A 25657-nucleotide genomic window follows, 5' to 3' on the forward strand; every position below is an offset into this window, starting at 1 on the left:
GTGCGCGCCGCCTCGGCCCGTCCGCAGGCCCGGCCCCGGATCCGGCGCGCCGGCGCCGGGCCCTACCCGGTCACCCTCGAACAGGCCGACGTGCTCGCCGCCCTGGACGCCTCGGCGGATCCGGCCTCCTTCACGGTGCTGGACGTCGTGGACCTGGGGAGCTGCGACGCCGAACGGATGCGGGCGGCGGTGCGGGACACGGTCGCGCACCATCCCGCGCTGTCCTCGCGGCTGACCGCGACGGATTCCGGGCCCGCCTGGGTACCGGCCGGCGAGCCACGGGCGGGCTGGGCCACCGCGGACCTGTCGGACCTGCCCCCGCAGGACCGGGCGGCGGCGCTCGACGCGTGCGTACAGCGCCATCTGGCCGAGCCGTTCGACCTCGCCGCCGGACTCCTCGTGCGGGCCCTGCTCGTCACCACCGCGCCGGACAGCTCCGTGCTGGTGCTGGCGGTGCACCACATCGCCGTGGACGGGCTGGCGATGAGCACCCTGGTGTCCGAGATCGCCGACCGGTACCGCCACGGCGCGACGCCGCCCGCCGTCACGGACGCGCTCAGCATGGCGGACGTCGCGCACACCGAACGGGAGCTGATCGCGCAGGGCGGGTACACCGCCGCGCTGGCCCGGCTGCGGGAGCGGCTCGGTGCCGGCCCCGCGCCCGACCCGGTTCCGCTGGACCGGCCCCGCCTGCTGCCCACGGCCCTCCTGGTCGAGCAGCGGCCGTTCCGGCTGCCGGCCCCCGTCGGGGAGCGGCTCGCGGACCGGTCGGCGCGGATCGGGTGCAGCCCCTTCGTCGTCCTGCTCGCGAGCCTGGCGGCGGCACTGGCCGACGGCGGTGCGGACACCACGGACGTACGGCTGGCCACCACGATCAGCACCCGCAACGAACCCGGACTGCTCTACACGGTCGGTCTGCTGTCCACCACGGCCGTGCTGCGGCTCGACCTCTCCGACGGCCCGGACGACCTCCGCCTGATCCGCCGCGTGCGGGACGCCGTCATCGACGCCCAGAGCGCGGCCGTCCCGTTCGCGCTCGTGGGCCGGGAGCTGGCGGAGACCTGCGGCGTCGACCGAGCCGACCTGGCCCGCGTCCTGGTGGTGGCGCAGGACGACGCGGACGACCTGCCGCCGGGCTGGCACCGGCGCGAGACGACCCGGGCGCGGCGGCCGGTGACCACCACCTACGACCTGATCGTCTCCGTCGGCGTGACCGAGGGGTCGGTGGACGGCCACGTGCTCTACAAGGGCGAGCTGTTCCGGCCGGAAACCGTGGACGATCTGCTGGCCCGGTTCACCGAGCGGCTCCACGGGGCGCTGGACCGGCATGAGGAGGGGGAGCGGCGATGAGCGAGTTGCTGGACATTCCGGCCGACCGCCCGCGTACGGGCGCGGACCCCCGGGGGCGATGGCACCGCGTCCGGCAACCGCTTCCGGCCGGAGCGCCCGGTCCGGCGGAACTGGCGGCCACCGTCGCCTCGGCGCTGGCCCGGATCACCGGCGCGCGGACCGTCCCGCTCGGCCTGGACGACGGCACCCGGCGCCGTACGGCCGACCTCGCGGTGCGCGACGACGACACCATCGCCGCACTGGCCCGCCGGGTGGCCACGGCGAGCGCGTCCGCCACGCCGCCGCAGGTGTGGCTGCACACCCGGGTCCCGCACGTCCCGGACACCGGTGCGGAGCTGGTCCTGAGCGTCACCGACACCGGCGACGCGCTGGTGCTCGACGGGACCGGCGCCCTCTTCGAGCCGGAGACCGTGGCGCGACTGGCCGCCCGGCTGGCGCGGGCCGCCGACGCGGTGGCGCGGGGCGCGGCCGTGCGCCCCGCCGACCTGCCGCTGCTGTCGGCGCAGGAGCGCCGCGTGCTGGACGGCATCAACGACACCGACGCCCCGGTGCCGGACCGTTCGCTGTACGCGCTGCTCGACGAACGCGCCCGGACCCGGCCGCAGGACGTGGCGGTCGTCTGGTCCACGGGACGGCTGAGTTTCGCCGAGCTGTTCGCGGCGGCAGCCGAACTGGCCGCCGGCCTGTGGGCGGACGGGGTACGGCCGGGCACGCTCGTGCGGCTCTGCCTGCCGCGCGGTCCGGAACTCGTCGTGGCCTGGCTCGCCGTGCTGGCCTGCGGCGCGGTCTGCGTACCGCTGGACCCGGGGTATCCGCCGGAACGCCTGCGCGCGCTGCTCGACTCCAGCGGGGACGGGCCGGTGCTGGGCCGTCCGCAGGACACCCATCCGGCGGAGCTGGGCCGGGTGCGGTCCATCGATCTGGCCGCGCTGCTCGCGCGCGCGGCGGTCGGTGGCTGGCCGAAGCCGCTCCACGAGGCCGCGGTGGACGACCTCGCCTATGTGATCTTCACGTCCGGGTCGACCGGTCGCCCCAAGGGGGTCGGCATCGAACACCGGAGCGTCGTCAACCTGCTGCATCACACGGCGGAGCGGTTCGGACTGCGGGCCGGCGCCCGCATGCTGCACACGGGCAGCCCGAGCTTCGACGTCACCGTGTGGGAGATCTTCGCACCGCTGTACGCCGCTGCGACCGTGGTCGTCCACGAGGAGCGGGACATGGCGCCGAGCCGGCTGGCCGCGTTCGTCGCGCGGCACGAGGTGGACACGGTGTTCCTGCTGTCCGCCACGCTCGCGCAGCTCGACCCGGGCCGCTTCCCCGGCGTGCGCACGGTCGTCACCGGCGGTGACGGATTCGGCCAGGCACTGGTCGACCGGTGGCAGCCCGGCCGGGACTTCATCTACGTCTACGGTCCCACGGAGGCGACCGTCTTCCAGTCCTGGCACCCGTGCGTCGCGGACGCGGCGGTCCCGCCGGCGACCATCGGCCGCCCGCTGCCGAATCTGCGGTACCAGGTGCTCGACCGGTTCGGCGAGGTGGCGGTTCCGGGTGCCGTGGGCGAACTGCACATCCGGGGCGCCGGGGTGGGGCGCGGCTATCTCGGCTCGCCGGCCCACACCGTCTCCGCGTTCTACGCGGATGCCGAGGGGCGGTGGACGTACCGCTCGGGCGACCTGGCCAGCTACCGCCCGGACGGTGCCATCGACTTCCGGGGCCGGGCCGACGGCCAGGTGAAGATCCGCGGCTTCCGGATCGAGCTGGGCGAGATCGAGGGGGCGCTCGCCGCCCGGCCCGGGGTGCGCGCGGCGGCGGCCGTGGTGCACCGGCCGGCCCCGGACGCCGATCCCCTGATCGTCGGGTACGCGCAGCCGGAGGACTCGTCGGGGCACCCGCTGGACGGGGAAGGGCTGCGCGCCGCGGTCGCCGGGATCCTGCCCCGGCACATGGTGCCCGCCGTGGTGGTGCCGGTGGAGAGCCTGCCGTACACCCCCAACGGCAAGATCGACCGCCGGGCTCTCGCCGCCCTGCCGCCGCGGCTCCCGGAAGGGCGGGAGCCGTCCGCGCGCCCGCCCGCCGACGAGGCGGAGCGCCGGCTCACGGCGCTGTTCGCCGAGGTCCTGCCCGGCGTGGAGGTGGGCCCGGACACCGACTTCTTCCTGTCGGGCGGGACCAGTCTCGCCGCGGCCGAACTCGCGGCGGCCGTCAGCGCGTCGTGGGGGCGGCAGGTGGGGGTCCGGGACGTCTTCCTGTGCCCCAGCCCGGCCCGGCTCGCCGGCCGGCTCGGCCCCCCGGCCGGCACCGCACCGCGGGCCGGGACCGCCGAGGCCCGGGGTTCCGCGACCGAGGGCATCGTCAACTGGCTGTGGCTGGAACGGCAGATCCGGCCCCCGGACTACGTCGGCTACAACGTGCCCGCCCTGTTCCGGGGTGAGGGGACCGTCGACCCCGTACGGCTGGAGCGGGCGCTCCACGCGGTGCAGTGGCGGCATCCGGTGCTGCGCACGGTGGTCCCCGAGCGCGGCGGCCGGCCGGAGGTGACGGTGACGGACCGGGTGGCGCCGCTGGAGGTGGTACGGGTGGACGGCCCGGCCGAGCTGGACCGGGCCGTCGAGGAGCGGGCGAACACGCCGTTCGACCTCGCTCGCGGCCCGCTGCTGCGCGCCACGCTGTTCCTGGGCCGCGGCGGCGAGTGGTGGCTGCTGACGGTCGCCGACCACATCGTCTGCGACGGCCGCAGCCTGGAGATCCTCCCGGCCGAGATCGCCGCCGCGTACGACAGCGCGGCCCTGCCCGTGCCGGTCGTCGCCGACCCGCCGCAGGACCGGGAACGCGCCCTTGCCCACTGGCGGGAACTGCTGACCCCGCTGCCGGACGCCCTGCCGCTGCCGGTGGACGTCCGGCGGTCGGACAGCCCGCGCACCGCCTGCGGAAACGTGGTCGCCGACATCGACGCCGCCACCGTGCGGAGGCTGCGCGCGCTGGCCTCGTCGGTGCACGCGGGGATCTTCGCCACCCTGGCCGTGGCCGTCGGCACCGTCCTGCGGCAGACGACGGGCGCCACGGACGTCTGCCTCGGTACGGCGGTCGACCGCAGGCCCGCGCTGCGTGCGGCGAACGCGCTCGGCTGCTACGTCACCACCGTGCCGGTCCGGGTCGACGTCACGCCCGCCAGGCCGGTGCGCACCGTGGTCGGTGCGGTAGCCGAGCAGACCTTCGACGCCATGGACCACGGCGCGGTCCCCTTCGACGAACTGGTGGCCGACCTGTCCGTACGGACCGCGCCGGGCCGGCATCCGCTGTTCGACGTCTGGTTGTCGCACTACCACCGGACGCGGGTGCCGCGCGCCGCCGAGGACGGCATCGGCTTCACCGGCGAACCGGTTCCGCTGCGGCACGGCAAGCTCGACCTGGCCTTCCTGTTCTGTGAACACCCCGACGGGCTCCGTCTGACGCTGCGCTACGACAGCGAGCTGTACCGCGAGAGCACCGCGCGGGCGTTGGCGGACCGCGTGGTGACCGTGCTGCACCGGCTCGCCGCCGCGCCCGCCGACGCGAGCCTCGCTGTCGCCGACGACGGGCGGGACCCGGCCGCCCCGGTGTTCGCCGGCTTCCGCTTCGACCCGTCGGACTGATCCGACCCGGCTCATGACACTGCGACTCAAGGAGCGATCGTGCCGAAGATTGAGGTCAGCCGCGGCAACTGCCCGTGCCTGCGCAAGGATCCGAGGGAGCTGGCGGCCGACGGACAGGCCCCCCGGTGCCCCGGCGGCAACTGCGGACCGGAGGAGATCTGGGGTGCCATGCCGGACCCCGCCATCAGGCACCTGGCCGAGGCCTCCTCGGACGAGTACGCCGAGCTGCGGATCTCCGGGCTGCGCGGTCTGGTCGACGGCGATTTCGGCGACCAGGTCGTCCTCGTCTGCGCGCCGGCGGTACGGGCCCGGCTGAAGCTGTCCCGGGACGTGCCCACGCCGGTGCACGAGCTGGTCTGGTCGGGGCCGGACAGCCGCGCGGACCTTCTGGAGGTCCTGCGGGAGGCGCGCCGGGCCGGGCTGCGGACCACCGTGCTGTGGATCGCCGACGACGAGTTCGAGCATCTGCTGCCCGAGGACATCCAGGACACCAAGCTCGGCGCGATCTCGTTCTTCTCCACCGGCTTCTCCGTCGGGTCGCTCGCCCGGCATCTGGAGATCATCTGCGCCACCGACTACCGCAACGAGCTGGAGATCGAGGAGCGGCTGATCAACAGCCTGGAGGAGGCGGGCAGTCTGCTGCTGCTGAACTCCGACTTCGGCACGTCCTGCCGGTTCCACCACCAGGAGTCCCCGCACTGGTTCTCGCTGCACGGCCCGCTGCGCTGGGGGGACCAGACCGTGCTGCCCACCGGGGAGCTGTCCACGCTCGCCGACGACGCCGGCGAGTTCGACACCGACAGCAGGGTCCGGGTCAACGGTGACATCGTCCTGAAGGGTTCGCCGATCATCCACCGCGGTGAGGTGGGGGTGACCCGCGAGGACACCGCGCAGACCTACGCGCGGCTCGCGGGCATGGAGGACGCCCCGGTCATCGCCCGGGTCTCGGGCGGGTGGATCCAGGAATTCGTCGCGCCGACGGCGGCGTCCCGGCGGGTCCGGGACGCGTTCACCGCGCTGGTGGAGGCCGAGCCCCGCTACCGGAAGATCCACGAGTTCGGTTTCGGGACGCACCCCCTGTGCGCGGACCGGGTGCGCGCCAACTTCCACCCCAACGAGCGCCAGCCGGGGATCCACCTCGGTCTGGGGCTGGGCCACTACACGCCGTTCCACATCGACCTGGCGCTGACCGGGGTGCAGGTGCTGCTCGAAGCGTCGTCCGGGGAGCCGGAGCCGCTGTATCCCAGCCTGGGCCTGACCGCCTCCTGAGCACGCGCACGGGTCCCGGACACACGCACGGGCCGGACACCGACTCCTCGGTGTCCGGCCCGTGCGCGTACCGCGTGTCAGGCGGCGTCGGCCAGGATCCGGGTCAGCCGCTCCGCGGCGTCCGTCCCGCCCGGACGCTCGGCGAGGTGCCGGGCCAGCAGCTCCAGGGCGGCGACCGCCTCGGCCGACTGGCCGACGGTGTCGAGCAGGCGCAGGGACGCCCGGACCTCGTCGCCCGTCTCGGGGTCGAGGACCAGCGTGCCCTCCTGTTCCTCGACCCGCATGGCCGTCAGGGCGACGACGGGATGCAGTCCGGCGCGGATGGCCTCCATGGCGGGCAGCAGCCGCGTCGCCAGCGTCTGGAGCTGCGACACCGCGACCGGGTGCGTGTCCGGCGCCGCCAGCGCGTTGGCCAGGTCGAACAGGGTCATCACACATCTGCGGACCCGGTCGTAGGAGGCCAGCAGCATCAGGCGGACGGATGCGGTGCCGAGCAGCGCCGGGCCGTAGCCGGCGCCGGGCTCGCCGGCCACCCGGACCGAGTCCTCCGCGAGCCCGCGCAGCGCCTCGGCGGCCAGTTTCGCGGATCGGTCCGGTTCCCGGTCCAGTTCCGCGACCAGCGCCGCGATGTCGGCCAGCGGCTTGCCGAGATCGGCCCCTGCCGCGGTCCCGGCGGCAGCGGCACCCTGGTCGGGGACTGCGGACGAGTCCTGGTCTGTCACGGTGAGACCTCCCTTGTTCCTGCCTTGCGCCGGGCGAAGTCCAGTTGGAGGCGCAGCCGGTGCAGTTCGTCGTGGCCGGACGCCGCGCCATGGCCGCCCTGGACGAGATGGAACTCCACGTCCGCGCCGCGGGCGCGGAGCCGGTCGAGGTAGCCGCGGGTCTGCTGCGGCGGGCAGCGTGTGTCGGCGTTGCCCACGATCAGCAGCAGCGGCGCCTTGACCCGGTCCGCATAGCTCGCCGGGGAGGCCCGGCGGTACCGCTCGGGCACCTCGGACGGCGAGCCGCCGAACATGGCCCGGTCGAACGCCTGGAGGATGGGCGGCTCCTGCTCGTAGGCGGCCACATAGTCGGCGATCGGGCTGCTGGCGAGGACGCAGGCCCAGTTCTCCGGGTCCAGGCCGGCGCCGAGCAGCGCCAGATAGCCGCCCCAGGAACCACCGGCGAGCAGGCAGCGGTCGGCGTCGACGAGCCCCCGGGAGACGAGATCGGCACGGACCGCGTTCACGTCCTGGAGTTCCGCGAGGCCCACGTCGCCGAGGGCCGCGTCGCGCCAGGCACAGCCGTACCCGGTCGATCCGCGGTAGTTGACGCGTACGACGGCGAACCCGGCGTCCTGCCAGGCGAGGGCCTCCGCGGAGAACTCCTCTCCGTCGTGCGCGCGCGGCCCCCCGTGCAGCAGGAAGACGGCGGGCGCGGGCCGTGGCACGCCGACCGGCATCGTGATCCAGCCGGGTATCCGCGGACCGGCGGCGGTACGGGTCTCGAACGGCTGCGGGACGGCGTGCGCGGCGGCTTCGACGGCGGTCCCGGTCACCGGGCCGAGCACCGGTGACCGGTCCTCGTCGAGCACGGCCGGCGGGGACACCGACGACGACCAGACGTACCAGGCACGCCCGTCGGGCAGCGAGGTCACGCTCTCGACGACGCCGTACCGGTTCTCGATCTCCTCCAGCCGGGCGGAGCCGAGGTGGTAGCGGTACAGGCCGGTACGGCCGCGATGGGTGTGGACGATCAGCAAGGCCGAGCCGTCGGCGGTGAACCCGCCGGTGACGTCACCGGGCAGCGGGAGCGGGAGTTCCGTCACCTTCCCGGTGCGGACCGACCACAGCAGCAGCCCGGTGCGCCCTCGCCGCTCGTGCCGGGCCACGACCCGGTCGTCCCCCGGCACGGGCGAGAAGCTCGCCAGCTGCGGGTACGTCTCCAGGCCCCGTCCCACGCCGTCCCACAGCTCGCCGATCGTCCGGCCCTCGGTGTCGAGGACCTGCATCGCGGGGCAACGGGCGTTGCCGTGGCGGGCGTGGAGCAGGAGGACCAGCGATTCGTCCGCGGACAGGCCGGCGGCCTGGACGGGGGCTTCGCCGGAGTGGATGTTCCGGCATTCCCCGCCGGGTGACAGCAGGTGGACCTCGTGGCCGACGCCGGGAACGGCCAGTGCGGCGACCGCGGTACCGGTCATGCCCAGCACCAGCCCACGGGCCCCTCCGGAGGGTGCCTGGGGCATCGCGTCGACGCTCTCCCCGCCCTCGAAGGGCGTACGGCGCCACCGGCCGGCCTGGTCGCCGAACAGATCGTCGAACCACCAGATGTGCTCACCCGAAGGGGAGATCCGGACGTTCGACCCTATGCCGCGCAGGGACGGGAGAGGGCGCGGTTCTTCCTTTCCGGGCTGCCAGCTGTGCCAGGTGCGGCCGTGCAGATCCTGGACGCTGAAGACGCAGCGGGCCGGAGCGGTGCGCGAGAAATCCGGCAATGAGCAACGGGCGGACATCAGCCACTCGGCCCAGGCCGTATGCGGAGATGACCCGTCGGATTCGTCGTCGTGCTGTGGCGCGGTGACCGTGCTCACTTGCCGGCGGCGGGCGTGGCGACGGCTTCGCGTTCCTGGAGCCGGGACAGCGCGGCGGTTCCCGCGACGAGTTCGAGGGCCAGCCGCAGCCGGTCGGATCCGACCGGAATGGAGTGCATGCTGGCGCCTATTCCCTGACTGGTGATCATCTACAACCTCCCAGTAACGTGCACGAGTTGACGCCCTGTACTACGTTCTTGCGGAGCCCTCGCATGGTAGCCGCAGCGGTTGCGCGGGAGCAATGGGGCCCACCGCCTCGGCGGCGTGCCGGATTTGCGAGGAGGCGTGAACGACTGATTGACCCGTGACCTGGGCGACGCTAGCGTGGCACGGGATGACGACTTCATCGTGGCGCGTCCTCGGATCCGCTGATCCACGATCCGGGATCGTGCTTGCCGTGGACTTCCCCTCCGTGTCACGGAGGGATTCCGGATTTCCCGACCTGGAACCACTCCTGATGCCCCGACGGTCGCTGTGGCTGACCGGATCCCAGGATTTCCCGGACGCCGAGGAAGCGGATTCCGACCGTCTTTCCGCATGGTTACGCGAGGTCGAATCCAGCGCTTTTCCGGTACGCGCGGTACTCGGTTACTGTATCGGAGCGGCATTTGTGCCACGCATGGTCCGGGCGCTGACGGCGTGGCAGGGCACCCCTCCCAGAGCGATCGTCCTGGAGCCCGAGCCGGCCGGCGCGGCCGGTCTCGTGAAGGATTTCGGCAGGGCCGTGGAGCAGTTCTCCTCGGTCCTCTCCGAGGAGGAGTTGACCGGTTATCTGCGATCCGCCGACCGGTTGCGGGCCCAGGAGGACGGACTCTCCGGGCTCGGCCGCGGCCTGCTGGAGCTGTTCCGGGAGGCCGCGGGGCGTTCGTTCCGGCGGGCCGGAGTCCCGGAGGCGTCGATCGGTGAGCTGACCGAGGACCTGGTCAGCCGGTTCGCGGCGTTCGTGGCGTACACCCTGGCCGCGCACCGCGCCGATCCGGAACCGGACTTCTCGTCGGCGGTCGTCATCCGCTCGGCGGGTCCGGCACGTCATCCGACGCCCGGGGCACGGGAGTTGTCCTTCGACGTCGAGCGGTCCGAGATCGCGCGGGACCCGAGGGTCGCCCGAGCGGTGTCGGAACTGCTGGCGGACGGCGGTCAGAGGTGATCGGAGGGGGTCGGCTCCGGTCGGCGCGCACGCCGGAAGCGGCCGGCGACGAGGTCCGCCACGGCGTCGAGATGCTCCATGAGGAAGAAATGGCCGCCGGTGAAGGTCCGCAGGCCGAACTCGCCCGTGGTGTGCTGCCGCCAGGCGTCGACGTCCGCCCGGGTCGCCGTCACGTCATCGTCCCCGGTGAGGGCCACCACGGGGCAGGTGAGGACGGCACCCGGAGTGCTCGTGTACGTCTCGGCGGCGCGGTGGTCGGCGCGCAGCGCCGGCAGGACCAGGCCCAGCAGTTCCGGGTCGGCCAGCAGCCGGGAGTCGGTGCCGCCCAGTGCGCGGACCTTGTCGATCAGCGCGCTGTCGTCCACCGCTCCGCGCACCATGACGGAGGCTTCCGTGCGCGGGCGGGACGGCGCCGGGCATCCGGACACGAACAGCGCGCTCGGACCGGCCGGTTGGCCCGCCAGACGCAGGGCCACCTCGTACGCGAGCGTGGCGCCCATGCTGTGTCCGAGGAACATCCTGCTCCGGGCGGGCGGCCGGGCCGCGAGCACCTCGCCGATCCGGTCCGCGAGACGGTGCAGATCGTCCACCGGCGGTTCCAGGTGGCGGTCCTGGCGGCCCGGGTACTGGACGGCGAGGACCGAGACCGCCGGCGCCAGGGACGCGGAGAGCGGGAACCAGTAGCCGGCGGAGCCGCCGGCATGCGGGAAGCAGATCAGTTCCTCGCCCCCGACGGCCGGATGGAAGCGGCGGAGCCAGACATCCTGTCGTTCCCGTGTCACTTCGTTTCCTCCCCCGTCGCCCCGCTCCAGGGTCGGCACCGTAAAGGCCGGCGTCAAGCGTGAGGTTTCACGACGGGGGCCGGTCCACAAGGAGGTTGGCAATCCATGAGTCAGTCCGTCGGTCTTGCGCTTGCCCGTGACCCGAACCTGAATCTCGTCCTCAAGGTCCTCCCCGCGATCGTGCTCATTCTGGTCACCTCGGCCCTGTGCGGACGGCTGGCGGTGGCCGTCAGGCAGCCGAGAGTCGTCGGTGAGATGGTCGCCGGCGTTCTCCTCGGCCCGACCTTCTTCGGGGCCCTCTTCCCGGGGACGCAGAAGGCGGTGTTCCCCGTGGAGGTGAAACCGGTCCTCTATGTGCTGAGCACTGTCGGGCTGACCCTGTTCATGTTCCTGGTGGGCGTCGGCCTGGATCACGGCACCCACGGCAATCGGGAGTTGGGGAGAAGTGCGGCGGTCCTCGCCGTGTCCGGAATAGTGCCCGCCCTCGCCCTCGGCGCCGGTGTCGGTTTCCTTCTGCACGGCCGGCTGTCCCGAGGGGATGTCAGTCCCCTGGAATTCGCGTTCTTCGTCGGCGGCGCCCTGTCCGTCACCGCCTTCCCGATGCTGGCGAGAATTCTCTACGAACAGGGGCGGCAGAACACATACCTCGGACGCCTCGCCCTGCTGGGCGCCTCCATCGACGACGCCGCGGCGTGGTGCTTCCTGGCCCTCCTCACCGCGCTCCACTCCGGAGCGCCCGCCGACGCACTGGTGACCATAGGATTCTCCATCGCCTTCGTGATTGTCATGCTCACGGCGGTCCGACGGCTGCTGCGGCCGCTCGGCGCACAGGTGTCGCGCACGGGCTCCCTCTCCTTCGACCAGATGTACGTCGTCATAGGCGTCGCCCTGCTCGCCGGCTACGTCACCGACTACATCGGCATCTACTCCGTGTTCGGCGGCTTCATCGCCGGCGTCGCCATGCCCCGCGACGCCGCGTTCCGCGAGGCCGTGCACGGCCGGATGATGGACCTGGTCTGCGTCTTCCTGCTCCCCGTCTTCTTCACGTACTCCGGACTCAACACGGAGCTGAACGGCCTGGCCGGCTGGTCCATGGCCGTTCCGTTCCTGCTCATCCTCCTGGCCGGCTTCGCGGGCAAGTACTTCGGCTGCGGCCTCGCGATGCGCGCCCTGGGATTCCCGTCCCGGGAGTCCTACGCGATCGGCGCGCTGATGAACGCCAGGGGCCTGATGATCCTGATCTTCATCAACATCGGCCTCGCCCAAGGACTGATCAACCGCGAGGTCTTCTCCATGCTGGTCCTGGTCGCGGTGATCACAACGGCGGCGGCGGTCCCCCTCTTCCGCCGCGCACTCCCCAGTCCCGCGCCCGCGCCGGCGGCCCCCGAGCCCACCGTCGAGGAAGGGGAGAACGCGCGCGCGGTTCCGTGAGGCCGAGGGGGGACCTCCACCGCACACCGTGCGTGGTGCGGACCACCCCGACAGGGGCGGCCGGCGGCGCTCGCCGAGGGCGCGGAGGCCGTCTGCTCACCACTGGCCGCCGAACACACCGCGTCTGTCCGGGCGGGCGGGGGGGCTCACCGCCTCTCCTGGCCGCCCGGAGGCCGACCCTCCGCTACCGGCGCGGCGCAGTTTCGCGTGAGGTGCCGGCCCAGCCGCGCGCGTACTGGGGCTCCATCCGTCCCCCTGCATCGAGGAGTCCGGCCGGGACGCGGACCAGGCCCTCCGGCTCCTCCGACGTGAGGACGCCGGACGCCTCAGCCCGCGACCTTCTCCCACACGGACACGTGCTGCCGGCTCTCACTGGTGAACGGCTCCCGCGTCCACCCGTCCCACCGCTCGCGCAGCCGCATCCCGGCCAGCCGGGCCATGAGGTCCAGCTCGGCGGGCCAGACGTAGCGGAACGGAACGGCCAGGTAGCTGCCGCGGCCGTCCTGGACGGAGACGTGATGCGAGGTGACGGACTGGCCGGCCACGTCGTACACGTCGAACCCCAGCCGCCCCTCGCCCACCCGGAACGGCACCGCGTTCTGCCCGGGCGGCAGCCGCCGCAGATCGGGCACGCCGACCTCGACGACGAAACAGCCGCCGGGCTCCAGATGGACGGCGGCGTTGCGGAAGCAGTCCACCTGGGCGTCCTGCGAGGTCAGATTCATGATCGTGTTGTAGACGAGGTAGGCGACCGAGAAGGTCCCCTCGACCTTGGCGGTCGCGAAGTCCCCGATCGTGACGCCGATCCCGTCCCCGCCGGGCTTGGCCCGCAGCCGCTCGACCATCGCCCGGGACATGTCGATGCCGTGCACCTCGACACCACGCGCCGCGAGCGGCAGGGCGACCCGCCCGGTCCCGACCCCGAACTCCAGCGCCCGCCCGCCGTCCCCGGCCAGTTCCGCCAGCAGATCCACGGCGGGATCCACGACCCGCGGATCGAACATCTCCGCCGACGACGCGTCGTACGTCGCTGCGACGGACTCCCCGAAGTAACCGTCTTCGTCGAGCATGCGTCGACGATACGGCGATCGCCCAGTCCGAAGCCCGGTATTTTCCGGCGCGGCCGACACCGGGACCGGGCGAAGGGACAGGCTCCTACGGTGTGCCCCGCAGACGCTTCGGGCCTGTTGCGAAAGTGGCCTTCTGCAAGAATCACCCCTCCTTGCGTAAACGCGGCTCTGGGCGGCGGCGAGTGCCGCCACGCAGCGACTTTCGGACATGGAGCAATCGGATGGGGTACTGGGGTTCCCTTGTCGTCGTCCGTCATCGGCATCCGCTGGGTGAGGTGGCGGCCTTCCCACTGGTTGACGTCACTGGACACCCGGTCCTTGCCGGATTCGTCATGGACAGCGACTGCCTTGTCCTGGAGGGCCGGACCAAGGACCAGGAAACCTGGCGCGCATGTCTTGATCGGGCAGCCATGTCCGCCTACATGGCGGAGGATGGCCAATCCGTCGACGACTGGTTCCTGGGCCCTGAGGAGGCCGCGGAGCGTGCTGTGGCCTGGGCTCGGGCGGCTGGCCTGACTCCCGTTCCCAAGACGATCGCCGTTGTCCTGTCGAAGCGGTCCGACCCGTTCGTGGAGGATCTGTTCCAGGAGTTCCTGGACGGCTTGGGCATCGAACTCTGAATTGCCTCGGGCGATTCACGGGGCGGTCCGCCGCCGTCTCCCGGACGCGCGGTGGCCGACGGCGCCGCCCGCTCGCGGCGCAAGTGTGCCACGGCGCAAGAGCGACATGGGCGACCCCTTGAAGGACCGCGGGGGAGGCCACAGGATCCAGTGATCTTTCGCTCTTCGCCGCGTCTCAGGAGTCTTCTTTGCCCAAGGTTCCCATCCCCCGGCCCGGGCCGATCGCCCTCGCCGTGGCGGCCGCGCTCACACTCGGTGTCATACCGGCGGCTGCCGCTGTGTCCGCCTACTCCGCCGGTGAGGTGTCGCACAACGACGCCGGTCACACCCCCGGCGATGCCGGCACGCACACCGTCACCCTGATCACGGGTGACAAGGTCACCATCGGGACCGCCGCCGACGGCACCGTCGTGCGCTCCTTCCAGGCCGCGAGCGGAGCCACCACCGGCTTCCACCGCGCTGTCGTGGACGGCGCCACCTATGTCTACCCCGACGCCGCCCTGCCGTACGTGAGCGCCGGAAAACTCGACAAGCAGCTCTTCAACGTGACGCGGCTGATCAGCGAGGGCTACGACGACGCGCACAGCTCCCGGCTGCCGCTGATCGTGCGCTACACCGGAGCCGCCGCCAAGGCCCGCACCCGGACGAAGATGGCCGGCTCGACCGACGTCCGCCGCCTGGACAGCATCCAGGGCGCGGCCCTTGCCCAGAACCACAAGCAGGCACCGGAGTTCTGGTCCTCGCTCACCGGGGGTTCCGGCGCGGCGGCCCGGTCCGCGAAGCCGTCCTTCGCGGGCGGCGTCGCCCACGTGTGGCTCGACGGCAAGGTAAAGGCCGACCTGGCCGACTCCACCGCCCAGATCGGCGCGCAGAAGGTATGGGCGGAGGGCGACACCGGCCAGGGCGTTAAGGTCGCGATACTCGACAGCGGCGCGGACACCGAACACCCGGACCTGGTCGGGCAGGTGTCCGACAGCGCCAGCTTCGTCCCCGGCGAGGACGACATCGCCGACTACAACGGCCACGGCACGCACGTCGCCTCGACCATCGTCGGCACGGGCAGTGCCTCCGACGGCAAGGAGCGGGGTGTCGCCTCCGGTGCCCGGCTGGCCGTCGGCAAAGTGCTCAACTTTGAGGGCAGCGGTCAGGAATCCTGGATCATCGCGGGCATGGAGTGGGCCGCCCGCGACCAGAAGGCCAGGATCATCAGCATGAGTCTGGGCGGCGGCGGTGACAAGACCGACCCGATGAGCCAGGCCGTCGACGAACTCAGCCACGACACGGGTGCGTTGTTCGTGATCGCGGCGGGCAACGGCGGCCCGCACTCCATCAGCAGCCCCGGTGCCGCGGACTCCGCGCTGACGGTCGGCGCCGTCGACTCCACCGACACGCTCGCCGGCTTCTCCAGCCAGGGCCCGCGTGACGGCGACGGCGGGCTGAAGCCGGAGATCACCGCGCCCGGCGTCGACATCGTCGCGGCGCGCTCGCACTACAAGCGCGGCTCCGGCTACTACACCACGATGAGCGGCACGTCGATGGCGACGCCGCACGTCGCCGGTGCCGCCGCGCTCCTCGCCTCCGAGCACCCCGACTGGACGGGCACCCAGCTCAAGGAGGCGCTGGTCAGCAGCGCCAAGGCAACCACGGCGTACACCCCGTACCAGGCGGGCGCCGGCCGGCTCGACGCGCTGGCGGCCGTGCACACCACGGTCTTCGCCACCACGACCGCCTACTCCGGCTTCCACACGTGGCCCCCGAAGCCCGGAGAGACCGACGTCCAGACGGTGACGTACACCAACGTCGGCGACGCCCCGGCCGGCCTCAGCCTGGCGGTCGACGGCACCGTCCCGGCCGGGTTGTTCAGCCTCTCCGAGGACCATGTCACCGTGCCCGCGCACGGCACCGCCGCGGTCACGCTGACCGCGGCTCTGGACAAGCTGGCGGGCGACCAGTCGGTCAGCGCCATGATCACCGGTACGGACGGCGCCGGGACGGTCCGCGCCCGGACCCTGATCGGCGCGGCCCGCGAGGGCCGGCGGCAGAATCTGACCGTGGTCGCCAAGGACCGTTCGGGCAAGCCGCTGGAGGGCCGGGTCGTCCTGACCGCCGAGCACCTCTTCACGGTGATGGACCTCGACGCGTCCGGCACCGGCACGGCGCGGCTGCCCGTCGGCAGCTACAGCGGCTGGCTCACCGGTGACGTGCAGGGCGCCGAAGGCCCACACTCGCGCGGCATGGTGCTGCTCGCCTTCAACGACGTGAAGCTGGACCAGGACCGTACCGTCACCCTGGACGGCCGCAAGGCACGCCGGATCCTGGCGCGCGTGCCGCAGCAGACCACCGCCGCCGCGCCGCGCCTGGACGCCCACCGGTCCTTCACCGACAGCCTGGTGGAGACGTCGATGCTCCCGGACTCGTCGTACGACAGCATCTGGGCGCTCCCGACCGACAAGAAGGTCACCGACGGCGAGTTCGAGACCGGCGCCCGCTTCCGCCTCGAACAGCCCGCGCTGACCGTGAGCACGAAGTCGACGACCTTCAACGACCCGCTGGTCAAACGCGCTGCCACGCCGCTGCCCGCCGGTACCCGGAACCTGACGGCGGTCTTCGCCGGTGACGGCACGGCCGAGGAGCTCGCGCGGCGGAACGTGCGCGGCAAGGCCGTCGTGGTGCGCGGCGCCGGCACGGCACGGATCAAGGCCCAGGCCGAGGTCGCCGCGGCCGCCGGCGCGCGGCTGCTGCTGGTCGTCAACGACGGCGTCGGCCGCATGGAGCCCTGGGACGAGAACCCCTGGAGCCCGGAGAGCCCGGCCCCGGTGACGGTGGCGACGCTCAACGCCGACCAGGGCGCCGACCTGCTCGGCCGACTCCGGCACGGCCCGGTCTCGCTGAAGGTCACCTCGCACCCCACGACCGACTACGTCTACGACGTCGTGCACCACTGGACGGGTGCCGTTCCGGCGGACCCGACCTGGCGTGAGGAGTCCAAGGATCTCGGCCGGGTGGACGTGTCCTTCCGGAACTACCGGCAGGGCAAGGCGATGGAGTTCCGCCCGGACGTCTGGCGCGGCTGGGCCGTCGGCAACCAGCTCACCGCGCCCGCCCAGGGCGCGCGCACCGACTGGGTCACCGCCGGCACCACATGGCTGGACGACGCCTTCATCCAGGGCGAGACCGGGCAGCACTCGATCGAGCCGCTGACCTACCCGGCGCGCAAGACCGGCAAGGTCAGCTGGTTCGGCCCGATCCAGCGGCCCCGCATGGGGCCGATCAACTACCAGCCGGTGCGCTACCTCGACACCATGTACATCACCGCGCCCGGCTGGGGTGACTCGGGGTCCGGCCACGTCGGCGAGGCCGGCGCGAACTTCGACGTCAAGGACTGGATGTCGCTCTACCAGGGCGACCAGCAGCTCGACTGGGGCAACGCCGAGTACCTTCAGGTTCCCGGCCTCGGCGCCGAGCGCCTGCCCTACCGGCTGGTCCTCGACAACGACCGCGGCACCTGGGCCAACCCGTACTCGACGCACACGCTGACCGAGTGGGACTTCACCTCCGCGGTCACCGGCAGCGATGCGGCGGTGTCCCTGCCGCTCATCCAGCTCGACTACGGCGTGGACACCGATAAGTCCGGCCGTGCCGACCGGCACGCCGGCCTGACGGTGACCGCCTCGCACCTGCCGGGCACCACCGCCACCATCGGGAAACCGACCGTCGAGGTGTCGTACGACGACGGTGCGACCTGGCAGCGGACCGGCCTGAGCCGGTGCGACGACGGATGGCGGACGAACCTGCGCGCACCGCGCTCCGCCGACTTCGTCACCCTCCGGGTCGGCGCCCGGGACAGCGCGGGCAACACCGTCTCGCAGACGATCACCCGGGCCTTCGGCCTGCGCTGACGTCACCCCCCCCGGAGGTCACCCGGGACAGCACCGCGTGGGTGGGACCGCAGCCGGCGGCCCCGCCCACGCGGCGTTCCCAGGTGTCAGAGGACCCCGCCCGAACAGAACGGGCCCACCCGGACAAATGGCTCCGCGACGTGACGCCGTCGGCGGACCTGCGCCACTGGCACCACCACGACCAGGAGCGCTTCGCGGAGTTCGGGGATCGCTGCATCGGCGGACTGGAGGACGCCGATCACCGGCCGGCCGTGCAGCACCTGCGTGATCTCCCGCCGATCGCGAAGCCGCTGATCCCGCCGTCGAAGGCACGGCCGCAGGGCGGCGGAACGCAGGACACACCTGATGAGACGCTCTTCGCCGCGATCATCTACGTCCTGGTATCCGGGTGTGCCTGGCGTGCGTTGCCGCCGTGCTTCGGCATCTCGAAGTCGACTGCCCACCGGCGGTTCTTGATCTGGTCCAGAGCCGGTGTCTGGGGCCGTTCCCACGAGGCATTGTTGCACCGGCTGGACGACGCCGGCCTGGTCGACGTCACCCGAATCGTCCTTTCCCACGGGACGAGCGTGTCGATGCGGCACGACTGGCAGGCAGCATCTCGTGAGCTGTCATGGTGGCTGCACGCATAGCCGCCCCCCGAACTATGTTGCTCCACCACATGTGCCCCTGACCTGCATCTTCCTACGGTGTGCCGACACGTACCCGTCCCCACCGCACACGAGGAAGTGGCGCACATGGCCTCCGGAACCACCGCTCCCCCACCCCCCGCCAGCCTCCCCAGAATCGTCGCCGCCAGCCTCATCGGGACCACCATCGAGTGGTACGACTTCTTCCTCTACGGCTCCGCCGCCGCGCTGGTGTTCAACAAGCTGTTCTTCCCGGGCTCCGACCCGCTCGTCGGCACGCTGCTGTCGTTCCTGACGTACGCCGTGGGCTTCGCGGCCCGGCCGCTGGGAGCGCTCGTCTTCGGGCACTACGGCGACCGGCTGGGGCGGAAGAAGCTGCTGGTGCTGAGCCTGCTGCTGATGGGCGGTGCCACGTTCGCCATCGGCCTGCTGCCCACGCACGCCACCGTCGGTACCGCCGCGCCGGTGCTGCTCACCGCGCTGCGTCTGGTGCAGGGCTTCGCGCTCGGCGGCGAGTGGGGCGGTGCCGTCCTGCTGGTGTCGGAGCACGGGGACCCGCGGCGGCGCGGCTTCTGGGCCTCGTGGCCGCAGACCGGCGCCCCGGCCGGGCAGCTGCTCGCCACCGGTGTGCTGTCGCTGCTCACCGCCGTGCTGTCGGACGACGCCTTCGGCACGTGGGGATGGCGGATCCCGTTCCTGCTCTCCGGGGTGCTCGTGCTCGTCGGTTTGTGGATTCGTCTGTCCGTCGACGAATCGCCCGTCTTCAAGGAAGCGCTGGAACGGGCCGAGGCGCGGCGGGACGGCGCGCAGGAGAAGCTGCCGCTCGTCTCCGTGCTGCGGCACCACTGGCGGGACGTGCTCGTGGCGATGGGCGCCCGCATGGCGGAGAACATCAGCTACTACGTCATCACCGCCTTCATCCTCGTCTACGCCACCACCTCCGCCGGCGTCTCCAAGCAGACCGCGCTCAACGCCGTGCTCATCGGCTCGGCCGTGCACTTCGCCGTGATCCCGGCCTGGGGCGCGTTGTCCGACCGGGTCGGGCGGCGTCCCGTGTACCTGTTGGGCGCGGCCGGTGTCGGGCTGTGGATGTTCCCCTTCTTCGCGCTCGTGGACACCGGCTCCTTCGGGTACCTGATCCTCGCCGTCACCGTCGGACTCGTGCTGCACGGCGCCATGTACGCGCCCCAGGCCGCCTTCTTCGCCGAGATGTTCGCCACCCGGATGCGGTACTCGGGCGCTTCCATCGGCGCGCAGTTCGCCTCGGTGGCGGCCGGCGCGCCCGCCCCGCTCATCGCCACCGCGCTGCTCGCGGACTACGGCAGCTCCACCCCGATCGCGCTGTACGTGATCGCCGCCGCCGTGCTGACCCTGATCGCGGTGGGGCTCGGGCGGGAGACACGGCACCGCGATCTGGCCCGGATCGACGACGAGGACGGGGAGCCCTCCGTGGCGAGCCCGGCCGCCGAGGCGCGCACGGTCTGAGCGCCGCCCTCGCCGCTATCCGTGCCGGCCGGCCTTCGCCGGCACCGCACCCACGCACTGACCGGCCCCCGAGCGGGGGCCGGTCAGTGCCGTCCCGGGGCCGCCAGACGGTGCAGTCGCAGGGCCAGTTGGATCTCCAGGGCCCGCGCGGGCGTCTGCCAGTCCTCGCCGAGGAGGCGGCCCACCCGCTCCAGCCGCTGCGCCACCGTGTTCACATGGACGTGCAGCGCGTCCTTGGTGCGTGCCGGGCTCATCCCGCCCGCGAAGTAGGCGTCCAGGGTCCGCAGCAGTTCCGTGCCGCGCCGCTCGTCGTACGACACCACCGGGCCGATGGTCCGTTCGACGAACCCGGCGATGTCCCGTTCGCCCGCGAGGAGCAGGCCGAGGAAGCCGAAGTCCTCGGCCGCCGCGCCGTCCCCGGCCCGGCCCAGCAGGTGCAGCGCGTCCAGGCAGCGGCGGCCCTCCGCGTAGGCGGCGGCCACGGTCTCGGGGTGCCCGGCGAGGTCGGTGACGGGTGCGGAGGCGCCGACGGTGACCGGCTGGTGGACGGCCGTGCCCAGATGGCGGGCGGTGCGGCGGGCCACCTCCGTGGCGGTGTCCGCGGCGCCGAGCGGCAGCAGCAGCACCGTGCCTCCGTCGCGGGCCGCGGCCAGGCCGTGCCGGGTGGCCGCGAGGTGGGACGCGGCGGACCAGAGCCGACGGCGGGCCGCGGCCTCCTCGTCGGCGTCGGCCGCCGGGCCGTCGAGGCGGGCGGCGAGGACGACGTGGGTGGCGTCGAGGTCCGCCTGGAGGCGGCGGGCGCGCTCGCGCAGCAGCCGCGGGTCCCGGTCGCGCGCGTCGAGCAGGTCGTCCAGCAGTTCGCCGCGCACGCGCTGCTCGGCCTCGGCGGCGGAGCGGCGGGCGAGCAGCAGCAGGGAGGTGACCATCGCCGCGCGCTCCAGGGTGCGCTGGTCGACGGGGTCGAGGCCGGGGTGGCCGCGCAGGACCAGCGCCCCGAGGAGTTCGCCGCCGGCGGCCACCGCGGCGATCCAGTCGCTGCCGTGCCGTACCGCGTGCCCTTCGGCGCGGGAGGCCTCCAGCGCCTCGGGCGGTGCCGCCGCGGCCTCGGTGAACTCGACGGTTCCGGCGAGGACCTGGGAGACGGCGGCGGCCACGTCGTGGACTCCGCCGCCGCGCAGGACGAGTTCGGCGAGCCGGTCGTGGACGTCGGAGGCGCGCTCGATGACGGCGCTGCGGTCGCGGATGATCTCGTTGGCTCGCTCCAGGCCGGCCAGGGCGGCGCGGGTCTCGGTGAGCAGGTTGGCGGTGTCGATGGCCGCCGCGGCGAGTGCCGCGAAGGAGCCGAGCAGGGCGATCTGCTCGCGTTCGAAGACCCTCGCGCGCCGGTCCGCCGCGAACAGGACGCCGATCACGTGCGGGCCGAGCATCAGGGGGACGCCGAGGATGGCGACCAGGCCCTCGTCGCGCACGCCGGCGTCGATGGTGCGGGTGTGCTGGAAGCGGCCGTCCTGGAAGTAGTCGTCGGTGACGTACGGCCGCGCGGTCTGGGCGACGAGTCCGCCGAGCCCCTCCCCCATGCCCAGGCGCAGCTGCTGGAAGCGGGCGGAGACGGAGCCCTCCGTGACCCGCATGTAGGTGTCGCCGTGGGCCGGGTCGTTGAGGCTGAGGTAGGCGACGTCCGTGCCGAGCAGGGAACGGGCGCGCTGCACGATCGCCTGGAGGACGGCGTCCAGATCGCGGAGGCCGGCGAGGTCGTGGGCGGTCTCGAAGAGCGCCGACAGCTCCGCCTCGCGCCGTCGGCGGCCCTCCAGTTCCGCGCGGACGCGCAGGGCGAGCAGTCTGGCCTCTTCCAGCGCGGCGATGCGGTCGGCCGGCTCGCCCTCGGCCCGGGCGCGCAGCACGGGCTGTTCGTAGGCCTCGACGGAGGCGTCGCGGGCCAGCAGGTCGAGGTAGGGGGCCTCGGCGCTGCCGCTGGGTGCCGGCTGGAGGTGATCGCGGGACATGGTCACAGGATTCCGTATGGGCCACCCGGCCCGGCAGCCCTGTGGAAAACTCCCGGGGCCGGTGTCGCCGGGCCGGTCAGTGGGCCGTCCACCCGCCGTCCAGGACGAGCGAGGTGCCGGTGACGAAGGACGCCTGCGGGCTGCACAGGTAGGCCACGGCCTCGGCGACCTCCTCGGGCTCGATGAGCCGCCGCACGGCGCTGTCCTTCAGCAGGATCTCGGAGAGCACGCGGTCCTCGGGGATGCCGTGCGCCTGCGCCTGGTCGGCGATCTGCTTCTCGACCAGTGGGGTGCGCACATAGGCCGGGTTCACACAGTTCGAGGTCACTCCATGGGCGGCGCCTTCCAGGGCGGCCGTCTTGGACAGCCCTTCGAGGCCGTGTTTGGCCGCCACATAGGCGGACTTGAAGGCCGAGGCACGCAGACCGTGGACGGAGGACACGTTCACGATCCTGCCCCAGCCCTGTGCGTACATGTGCGGGAGGGCGCCTCGGATGAGGCGGAAGGGTGCCTCCAGCATCACGGTGAGGACCGTGTGGAACACCTCGGGCGGGAACTCCTCGATGGGCCGCACGAGTTGGAGGCCGGCGTTGTTGACCAGCACATCGGTACCGGCGGCGACGCGTTCCGCGGCGTCCAGGTCGGTGAGGTCCACGACCGCGGGTACGACGGTGCCCGGGAGGTCGCCGGTCCGTTCCGCCTGCTGGGCCAGCTCGGCCAGGCCGGCCGCGTCCCGGTCGACGGCGCGCACCTCCGCACCGGCGGCGGCGAGCCGCAGCGCGCAGGCGCGGCCGATGCCGCTGGCGGCACCGGTGACGAGGGCGGTGCGGCCGCCGAGGTCGAGGCCGAGGGGCTGCTGGTGGGGGCCGGGACCGGGCTGGGGGGTGGGCGAGGTCATGTGCCGACCCTAAGCGCAGCCCCATGGTCACCACATGTGGTGACCACCCATACTTCAGCTCGCAGTCATAGGGTCAAACCATGTGGGTGCATCCGACATGGCTTGCTTGATCCGGAAGAGCCCGAACTCGTGCAGTTCGGGCAGCGCGTCGACCGTGAACCAGCCGACCTCCAGCGACTCGTCGTCGTTCACCCGGGCCTCGCCGCCCACGGCGCGGCAGCGGATGGTGATGTCCATGTACTGGCACGTGTCGCCATTGGGGTAGGTCACCGGCTCCAGCGCCTGGACCAGGACGACCCGCTCGGCGACGCAGTGCACCGCCGTCTCCTCGAAGACCTCCCGCACCGCGCAGGCCGCGGGCTGCTCACCCGGCTCCGGGATGCCGCCGATCACCGACCACTTGCGCGTGTCGGACCGCCGGCCGAGCAGCACTCTGCCCTCGTCGTCGAAGACGATCGCGGTGACCCCGGGGAGCCACAGCAGCTGCTGACCGGCGCTGGCCCTGAGCGTGCGGATGAATTCGGGAGTAGCCATGATCCCGACCCTAACGGCCCGGGGCACCGGCTCAGGCCGGTTCGGAGGTCGTACGACGGTCATACGGCGGTCGTACGGCACGCCTTCCGCTACGCGTCACCGGCGCGCCGCGCGCGCAGTCCCGACCCGATCGCCCAGCCGATCCCGCCCGCGGCGACCAGCACCAGCGCGATCTCCGGAAGGATGCCCAGCTCGGTGGCGGGGGTCGTGGACGTGCGCAGCGGCACCTTCTGGACGAGGTAGGCGGGCACGAACATGCCGGTCTTCTGCGTGACCCGCCCGTCCGGCATGATCACCGCGCTGACCCCGCTGGTCACCGGCACGGTCACGGTACGGCTGTGCTCCACGGCGCGGATGCGGGACATGGCGAGCTGCTGGTAGGTCATCTCGCTGCGGTCGAAGGTGGCGTTGTTGCTCGGCACGGAGATCATCTCCGCGCCGTGCGTCACCGTGTCCCGCACGGCCCAGTCGAAGGCGGCCTCGTAGCAGGTGGCCAGGCCCACCCGGGCGCCGTCGATGTCGAAGACGCCCGGCTTCGCGCCCCGGCTGAAGTCCTGGTGGACCATCTCGGTCCAGTTCTTGTTGATCGCGCCGACCAGCGAGCGCAGCGGAAGGTACTCGCCGAAGGGCTGGATCTGCCGCTTGTCGTAGGTCTGCGTCGGTCCCTTGACCGGATCCCACAGGATCTGCTCGTTGAGCAGCTTGCCGTCCCGCTCGACCACGCTGCCGACGGAGATGGGCACGCCGATGTCCTTGGCCGCCTGGTCGATGACGGCGGCGGCGTCCGGGTACGCGAAGGGGTCGATGTCGGAGGAGTTCTCCGGCCACAGGACGTAGTCCGGCCGGGCGACCTTGCCCGCCCTGACGTCGGCGGCGAGCTTGTGCGTCTCGCGTGCGTGGTAGTCGAGCACGGCGCGCCGCTGGGCGTTGAACTCCAGTCCGGCGCGCGGCACGTTGCCCTGGATGAGCGCCACGGTCGCGGTGCCGTCCTGCGCGGAGTCGCTCACCAGCGCCCGCGCCGCGACGGCGCCCGCCACCGGTACGGCGACGCTGAGCAGCGCGGCGGTCGCGGCGGCCCGCCGCACGACGCGCTTCCGGCGCCGGGCGGCGATCAGCCGGCCGGCCTCGTGCAGGCCGAAGCCGCACAGGACGACCGCGAAGCCGAGCACCGGGGTGCCGCCCACCGCGGCGAGCGGCAGGAAGACGCCGTCCGCCTGCCCGAACGCGACCTTGCCCCAGGGGAAGCCCTCGAAGGGCACGCGCGCGCGTGCCGCCTCGCCCGCCGTCCACACGGCCGCGGCCCACACCGGCCAGGCGGGCAGCCGGGAGACGGCGGCGACGCCCACGCCGACCAGTGCGACGAAGACCGCCTCGATGGCGACGAGCGCCAGCCAGGGCAACGGGCCGACCTCCACGCTGGTCCACACCAGCAAGGGCAGCAGGAAGCCCAGTCCGAAGAGGTAGCCGAGGCCCAGGGCGGCCTTCCAGCTCCGGCCGCGCAGCACCCAGCCGAAACCGGCGAAGGCGGGCAGGGCCAGCCACCACAGGGGGCGCGGCGGGAAGCTGACGTAGAGCAGCACTCCGCAGAGCGCGGAGGCGGCGGCCGGGACCAGGCGCAGCAGCCGGCCGCCGCGCGCGCCGGGGGCGGTGCGCGACCGGAGCCGGTCCGACTGGTCCAGGGAAGTTGCGGTGACGGTCACCCGGGTGAGTGTACGGCGGGCGACGTCACCGCCGACAGCGCGGCCGGGCACCCGTCCGCCGGCGTTCGCCGCTGGTGGGCAGCCTGTTCTCGCGGTGAAGGGCGGTCTGCGTCACGCGGCGGAATCACGGTGTCGCTCCGCGCCTCGTCCCCAAACCGGCCCTGAGCCGTTACGGTGTGCCCAGCTTCGGCGGCGCGGCCGGACCCGGCGCGCGGCCGTGGCCTGCCACAGGTCGGGGGACCGGGTGCGAGGGGCGGCGGGTGGGGTCGACGGGGACGGGGTCCGCGACCGGTGCGTACGGTGCGGATGCCCACAGCACACGAAGAAGCGTTTCCGACGGGACGGGCATGATCCTGTTGGGGGCCTGCGCCGGGTGGTCGCTGATCACCGCGGCGGCCCACGGCGGACGGCCCGAGGGCATGCTGCTCGCGGTGCTCGCCGTGGCCGCCGGGTACGCCGCCGGCCGCGTCTCCGGTGCGCTGCTGCCGGTGGCGGCGCCCTGCGCCGGTGCCGCGGCGGGACTCGTCCTGGCCGTGACGCTGCCCGGGCTCTCCCCCGGGCGACCGCGGGACGGCCTGCGTGCGGGCCGCCGGGGAGGTCGTGGCGCACCGGATCTCGACCCTCGCCGAACTCCCGGCGCTC

Annotated in this window: 17 protein-coding genes and 2 pseudogenes; 10 read left to right on the plus strand and 9 right to left on the minus strand. The window is 72.9% G+C overall.

The window, feature by feature from the left end:
• The 3 genes from ABZV94_RS29370 to ABZV94_RS29380 form a co-directional block, all read left to right on the plus strand.
• Positions 1-1350 (plus strand): condensation domain-containing protein (locus ABZV94_RS29370; protein ID WP_356345588.1); only part of this gene is annotated, 1350 nt, incomplete at its 5' end.
• The gene (locus ABZV94_RS29375) at positions 1347-4982 is read left to right on the plus strand and encodes an amino acid adenylation domain-containing protein (protein ID WP_356345590.1); all 3636 of its coding nucleotides are present in this window, start codon (positions 1347-1349) and stop codon (positions 4980-4982) included. The genes ABZV94_RS29370 and ABZV94_RS29375, both read left to right, overlap by 4 nt.
• 39 nt (positions 4983-5021) lie before the next feature.
• A complete protein-coding gene (locus tag ABZV94_RS29380; RefSeq protein WP_356345592.1) occupies positions 5022-6251 on the plus strand; it encodes a hypothetical protein in 1230 nt (409 codons plus the stop codon).
• Between the two features lie 77 nt (positions 6252-6328).
• Here ABZV94_RS29380 and ABZV94_RS29385 read toward each other — a convergent pair whose 3' ends face one another.
• From ABZV94_RS29385 to ABZV94_RS29395, 3 genes are all read right to left on the minus strand, one after another.
• Positions 6329-6973 carry a hypothetical protein gene (locus tag ABZV94_RS29385; protein ID WP_356345595.1) on the minus strand — a complete coding sequence of 215 codons (645 nt, stop codon included), beginning with the start codon at positions 6971-6973 and terminating at the stop codon, positions 6329-6331.
• Complete coding sequence (locus ABZV94_RS29390) at positions 6970-8724, minus strand: prolyl oligopeptidase family serine peptidase (protein WP_356345597.1); 1755 nt, start codon at positions 8722-8724, stop codon at positions 6970-6972. Before ABZV94_RS29390 ends, ABZV94_RS29385 begins: the two co-directional genes overlap by 4 nt.
• 92 nt (positions 8725-8816) lie before the next feature.
• Positions 8817-8939, minus strand: a complete 123-nt coding sequence (locus ABZV94_RS29395) for a hypothetical protein (protein ID WP_356345600.1) — start codon at positions 8937-8939, stop codon at positions 8817-8819.
• A gap of 491 nt (positions 8940-9430) precedes the next feature.
• On the opposite strand from ABZV94_RS29395, the gene ABZV94_RS29400 reads away from it, so the two are divergent.
• Complete coding sequence (locus ABZV94_RS29400; RefSeq protein WP_356345602.1) at positions 9431-9967, plus strand: hypothetical protein; 537 nt, start codon at positions 9431-9433, stop codon at positions 9965-9967.
• Here the strand turns inward: ABZV94_RS29400 and ABZV94_RS29405 are convergent.
• Positions 9958-10749: an alpha/beta fold hydrolase gene (locus ABZV94_RS29405; RefSeq protein WP_356345604.1), complete on the minus strand. Its 792-nt coding sequence runs from the start codon at positions 10747-10749 to the stop codon at positions 9958-9960. The two genes, ABZV94_RS29400 and ABZV94_RS29405, sit on opposite strands and share 10 nt — an antisense overlap.
• 105 nt (positions 10750-10854) lie before the next feature.
• On the opposite strand from ABZV94_RS29405, the gene ABZV94_RS29410 reads away from it, so the two are divergent.
• Positions 10855-12180, plus strand: a complete 1326-nt coding sequence (locus ABZV94_RS29410; RefSeq protein WP_356345606.1) for a cation:proton antiporter — start codon at positions 10855-10857, stop codon at positions 12178-12180.
• 326 nt (positions 12181-12506) lie between these two features.
• On the opposite strand, the gene ABZV94_RS29415 is transcribed toward ABZV94_RS29410, so the two are convergent.
• Complete coding sequence (locus ABZV94_RS29415) at positions 12507-13250, minus strand: class I SAM-dependent methyltransferase (protein WP_356345609.1); 744 nt, start codon at positions 13248-13250, stop codon at positions 12507-12509.
• Between the two features lie 221 nt (positions 13251-13471).
• Here ABZV94_RS29415 and ABZV94_RS29420 point away from each other — a divergent pair, with 221 nt between their 5' ends.
• The 4 genes and pseudogenes from ABZV94_RS29420 (at position 13472) to ABZV94_RS29435 (ending at position 19880) form a co-directional block, all read left to right on the plus strand.
• Positions 13472-13870 carry a hypothetical protein gene (locus tag ABZV94_RS29420; protein ID WP_356345612.1) on the plus strand — a complete coding sequence of 133 codons (399 nt, stop codon included), beginning with the start codon at positions 13472-13474 and terminating at the stop codon, positions 13868-13870.
• 188 nt (positions 13871-14058) lie between these two features.
• Positions 14059-17769 (plus strand): S8 family serine peptidase, encoded by a 3711-nt coding sequence (locus ABZV94_RS29425; protein ID WP_356345613.1) that lies wholly within the window; start codon positions 14059-14061, stop codon positions 17767-17769.
• A 251-nt stretch (positions 17770-18020) separates the two neighbouring features.
• Positions 18021-18320: pseudogene (locus ABZV94_RS29430) on the plus strand (transposase); the annotation flags it as partial.
• A 183-nt stretch (positions 18321-18503) separates the two neighbouring features.
• Positions 18504-19880 carry an MFS transporter gene (locus tag ABZV94_RS29435; RefSeq protein ID WP_356345616.1) on the plus strand — a complete coding sequence of 459 codons (1377 nt, stop codon included), beginning with the start codon at positions 18504-18506 and terminating at the stop codon, positions 19878-19880.
• Between the two features lie 83 nt (positions 19881-19963).
• On the opposite strand, the gene ABZV94_RS29440 is transcribed toward ABZV94_RS29435, so the two are convergent.
• From ABZV94_RS29440 to lnt, 4 genes are all read right to left on the minus strand, one after another.
• Complete coding sequence (locus tag ABZV94_RS29440) at positions 19964-21883, minus strand: GAF domain-containing protein (protein WP_356345619.1); 1920 nt, start codon at positions 21881-21883, stop codon at positions 19964-19966.
• Between the two features lie 76 nt (positions 21884-21959).
• Positions 21960-22781 carry a 3-hydroxybutyrate dehydrogenase gene (locus ABZV94_RS29445; protein ID WP_356345621.1) on the minus strand — a complete coding sequence of 274 codons (822 nt, stop codon included), beginning with the start codon at positions 22779-22781 and terminating at the stop codon, positions 21960-21962.
• A gap of 54 nt (positions 22782-22835) precedes the next feature.
• Positions 22836-23315 carry an NUDIX domain-containing protein gene (locus ABZV94_RS29450; protein ID WP_356345623.1) on the minus strand — a complete coding sequence of 160 codons (480 nt, stop codon included), beginning with the start codon at positions 23313-23315 and terminating at the stop codon, positions 22836-22838.
• 89 nt (positions 23316-23404) lie between these two features.
• Entirely contained in the window at positions 23405-25015 is a 1611-nt protein-coding gene (gene lnt / locus ABZV94_RS29455) for an apolipoprotein N-acyltransferase (protein ID WP_356345626.1), read from the minus strand.
• A 347-nt stretch (positions 25016-25362) separates the two neighbouring features.
• Between lnt and ABZV94_RS29460 the strand changes: the two are divergent.
• Positions 25363-25657 (plus strand): annotated as a pseudogene (locus ABZV94_RS29460) (hypothetical protein); the annotation flags it as partial.

Source organism: Streptomyces sp. NPDC004658, from assembly GCF_040609555.1.
Classification (GTDB): domain Bacteria; phylum Actinomycetota; class Actinomycetes; order Streptomycetales; family Streptomycetaceae; genus Streptomyces.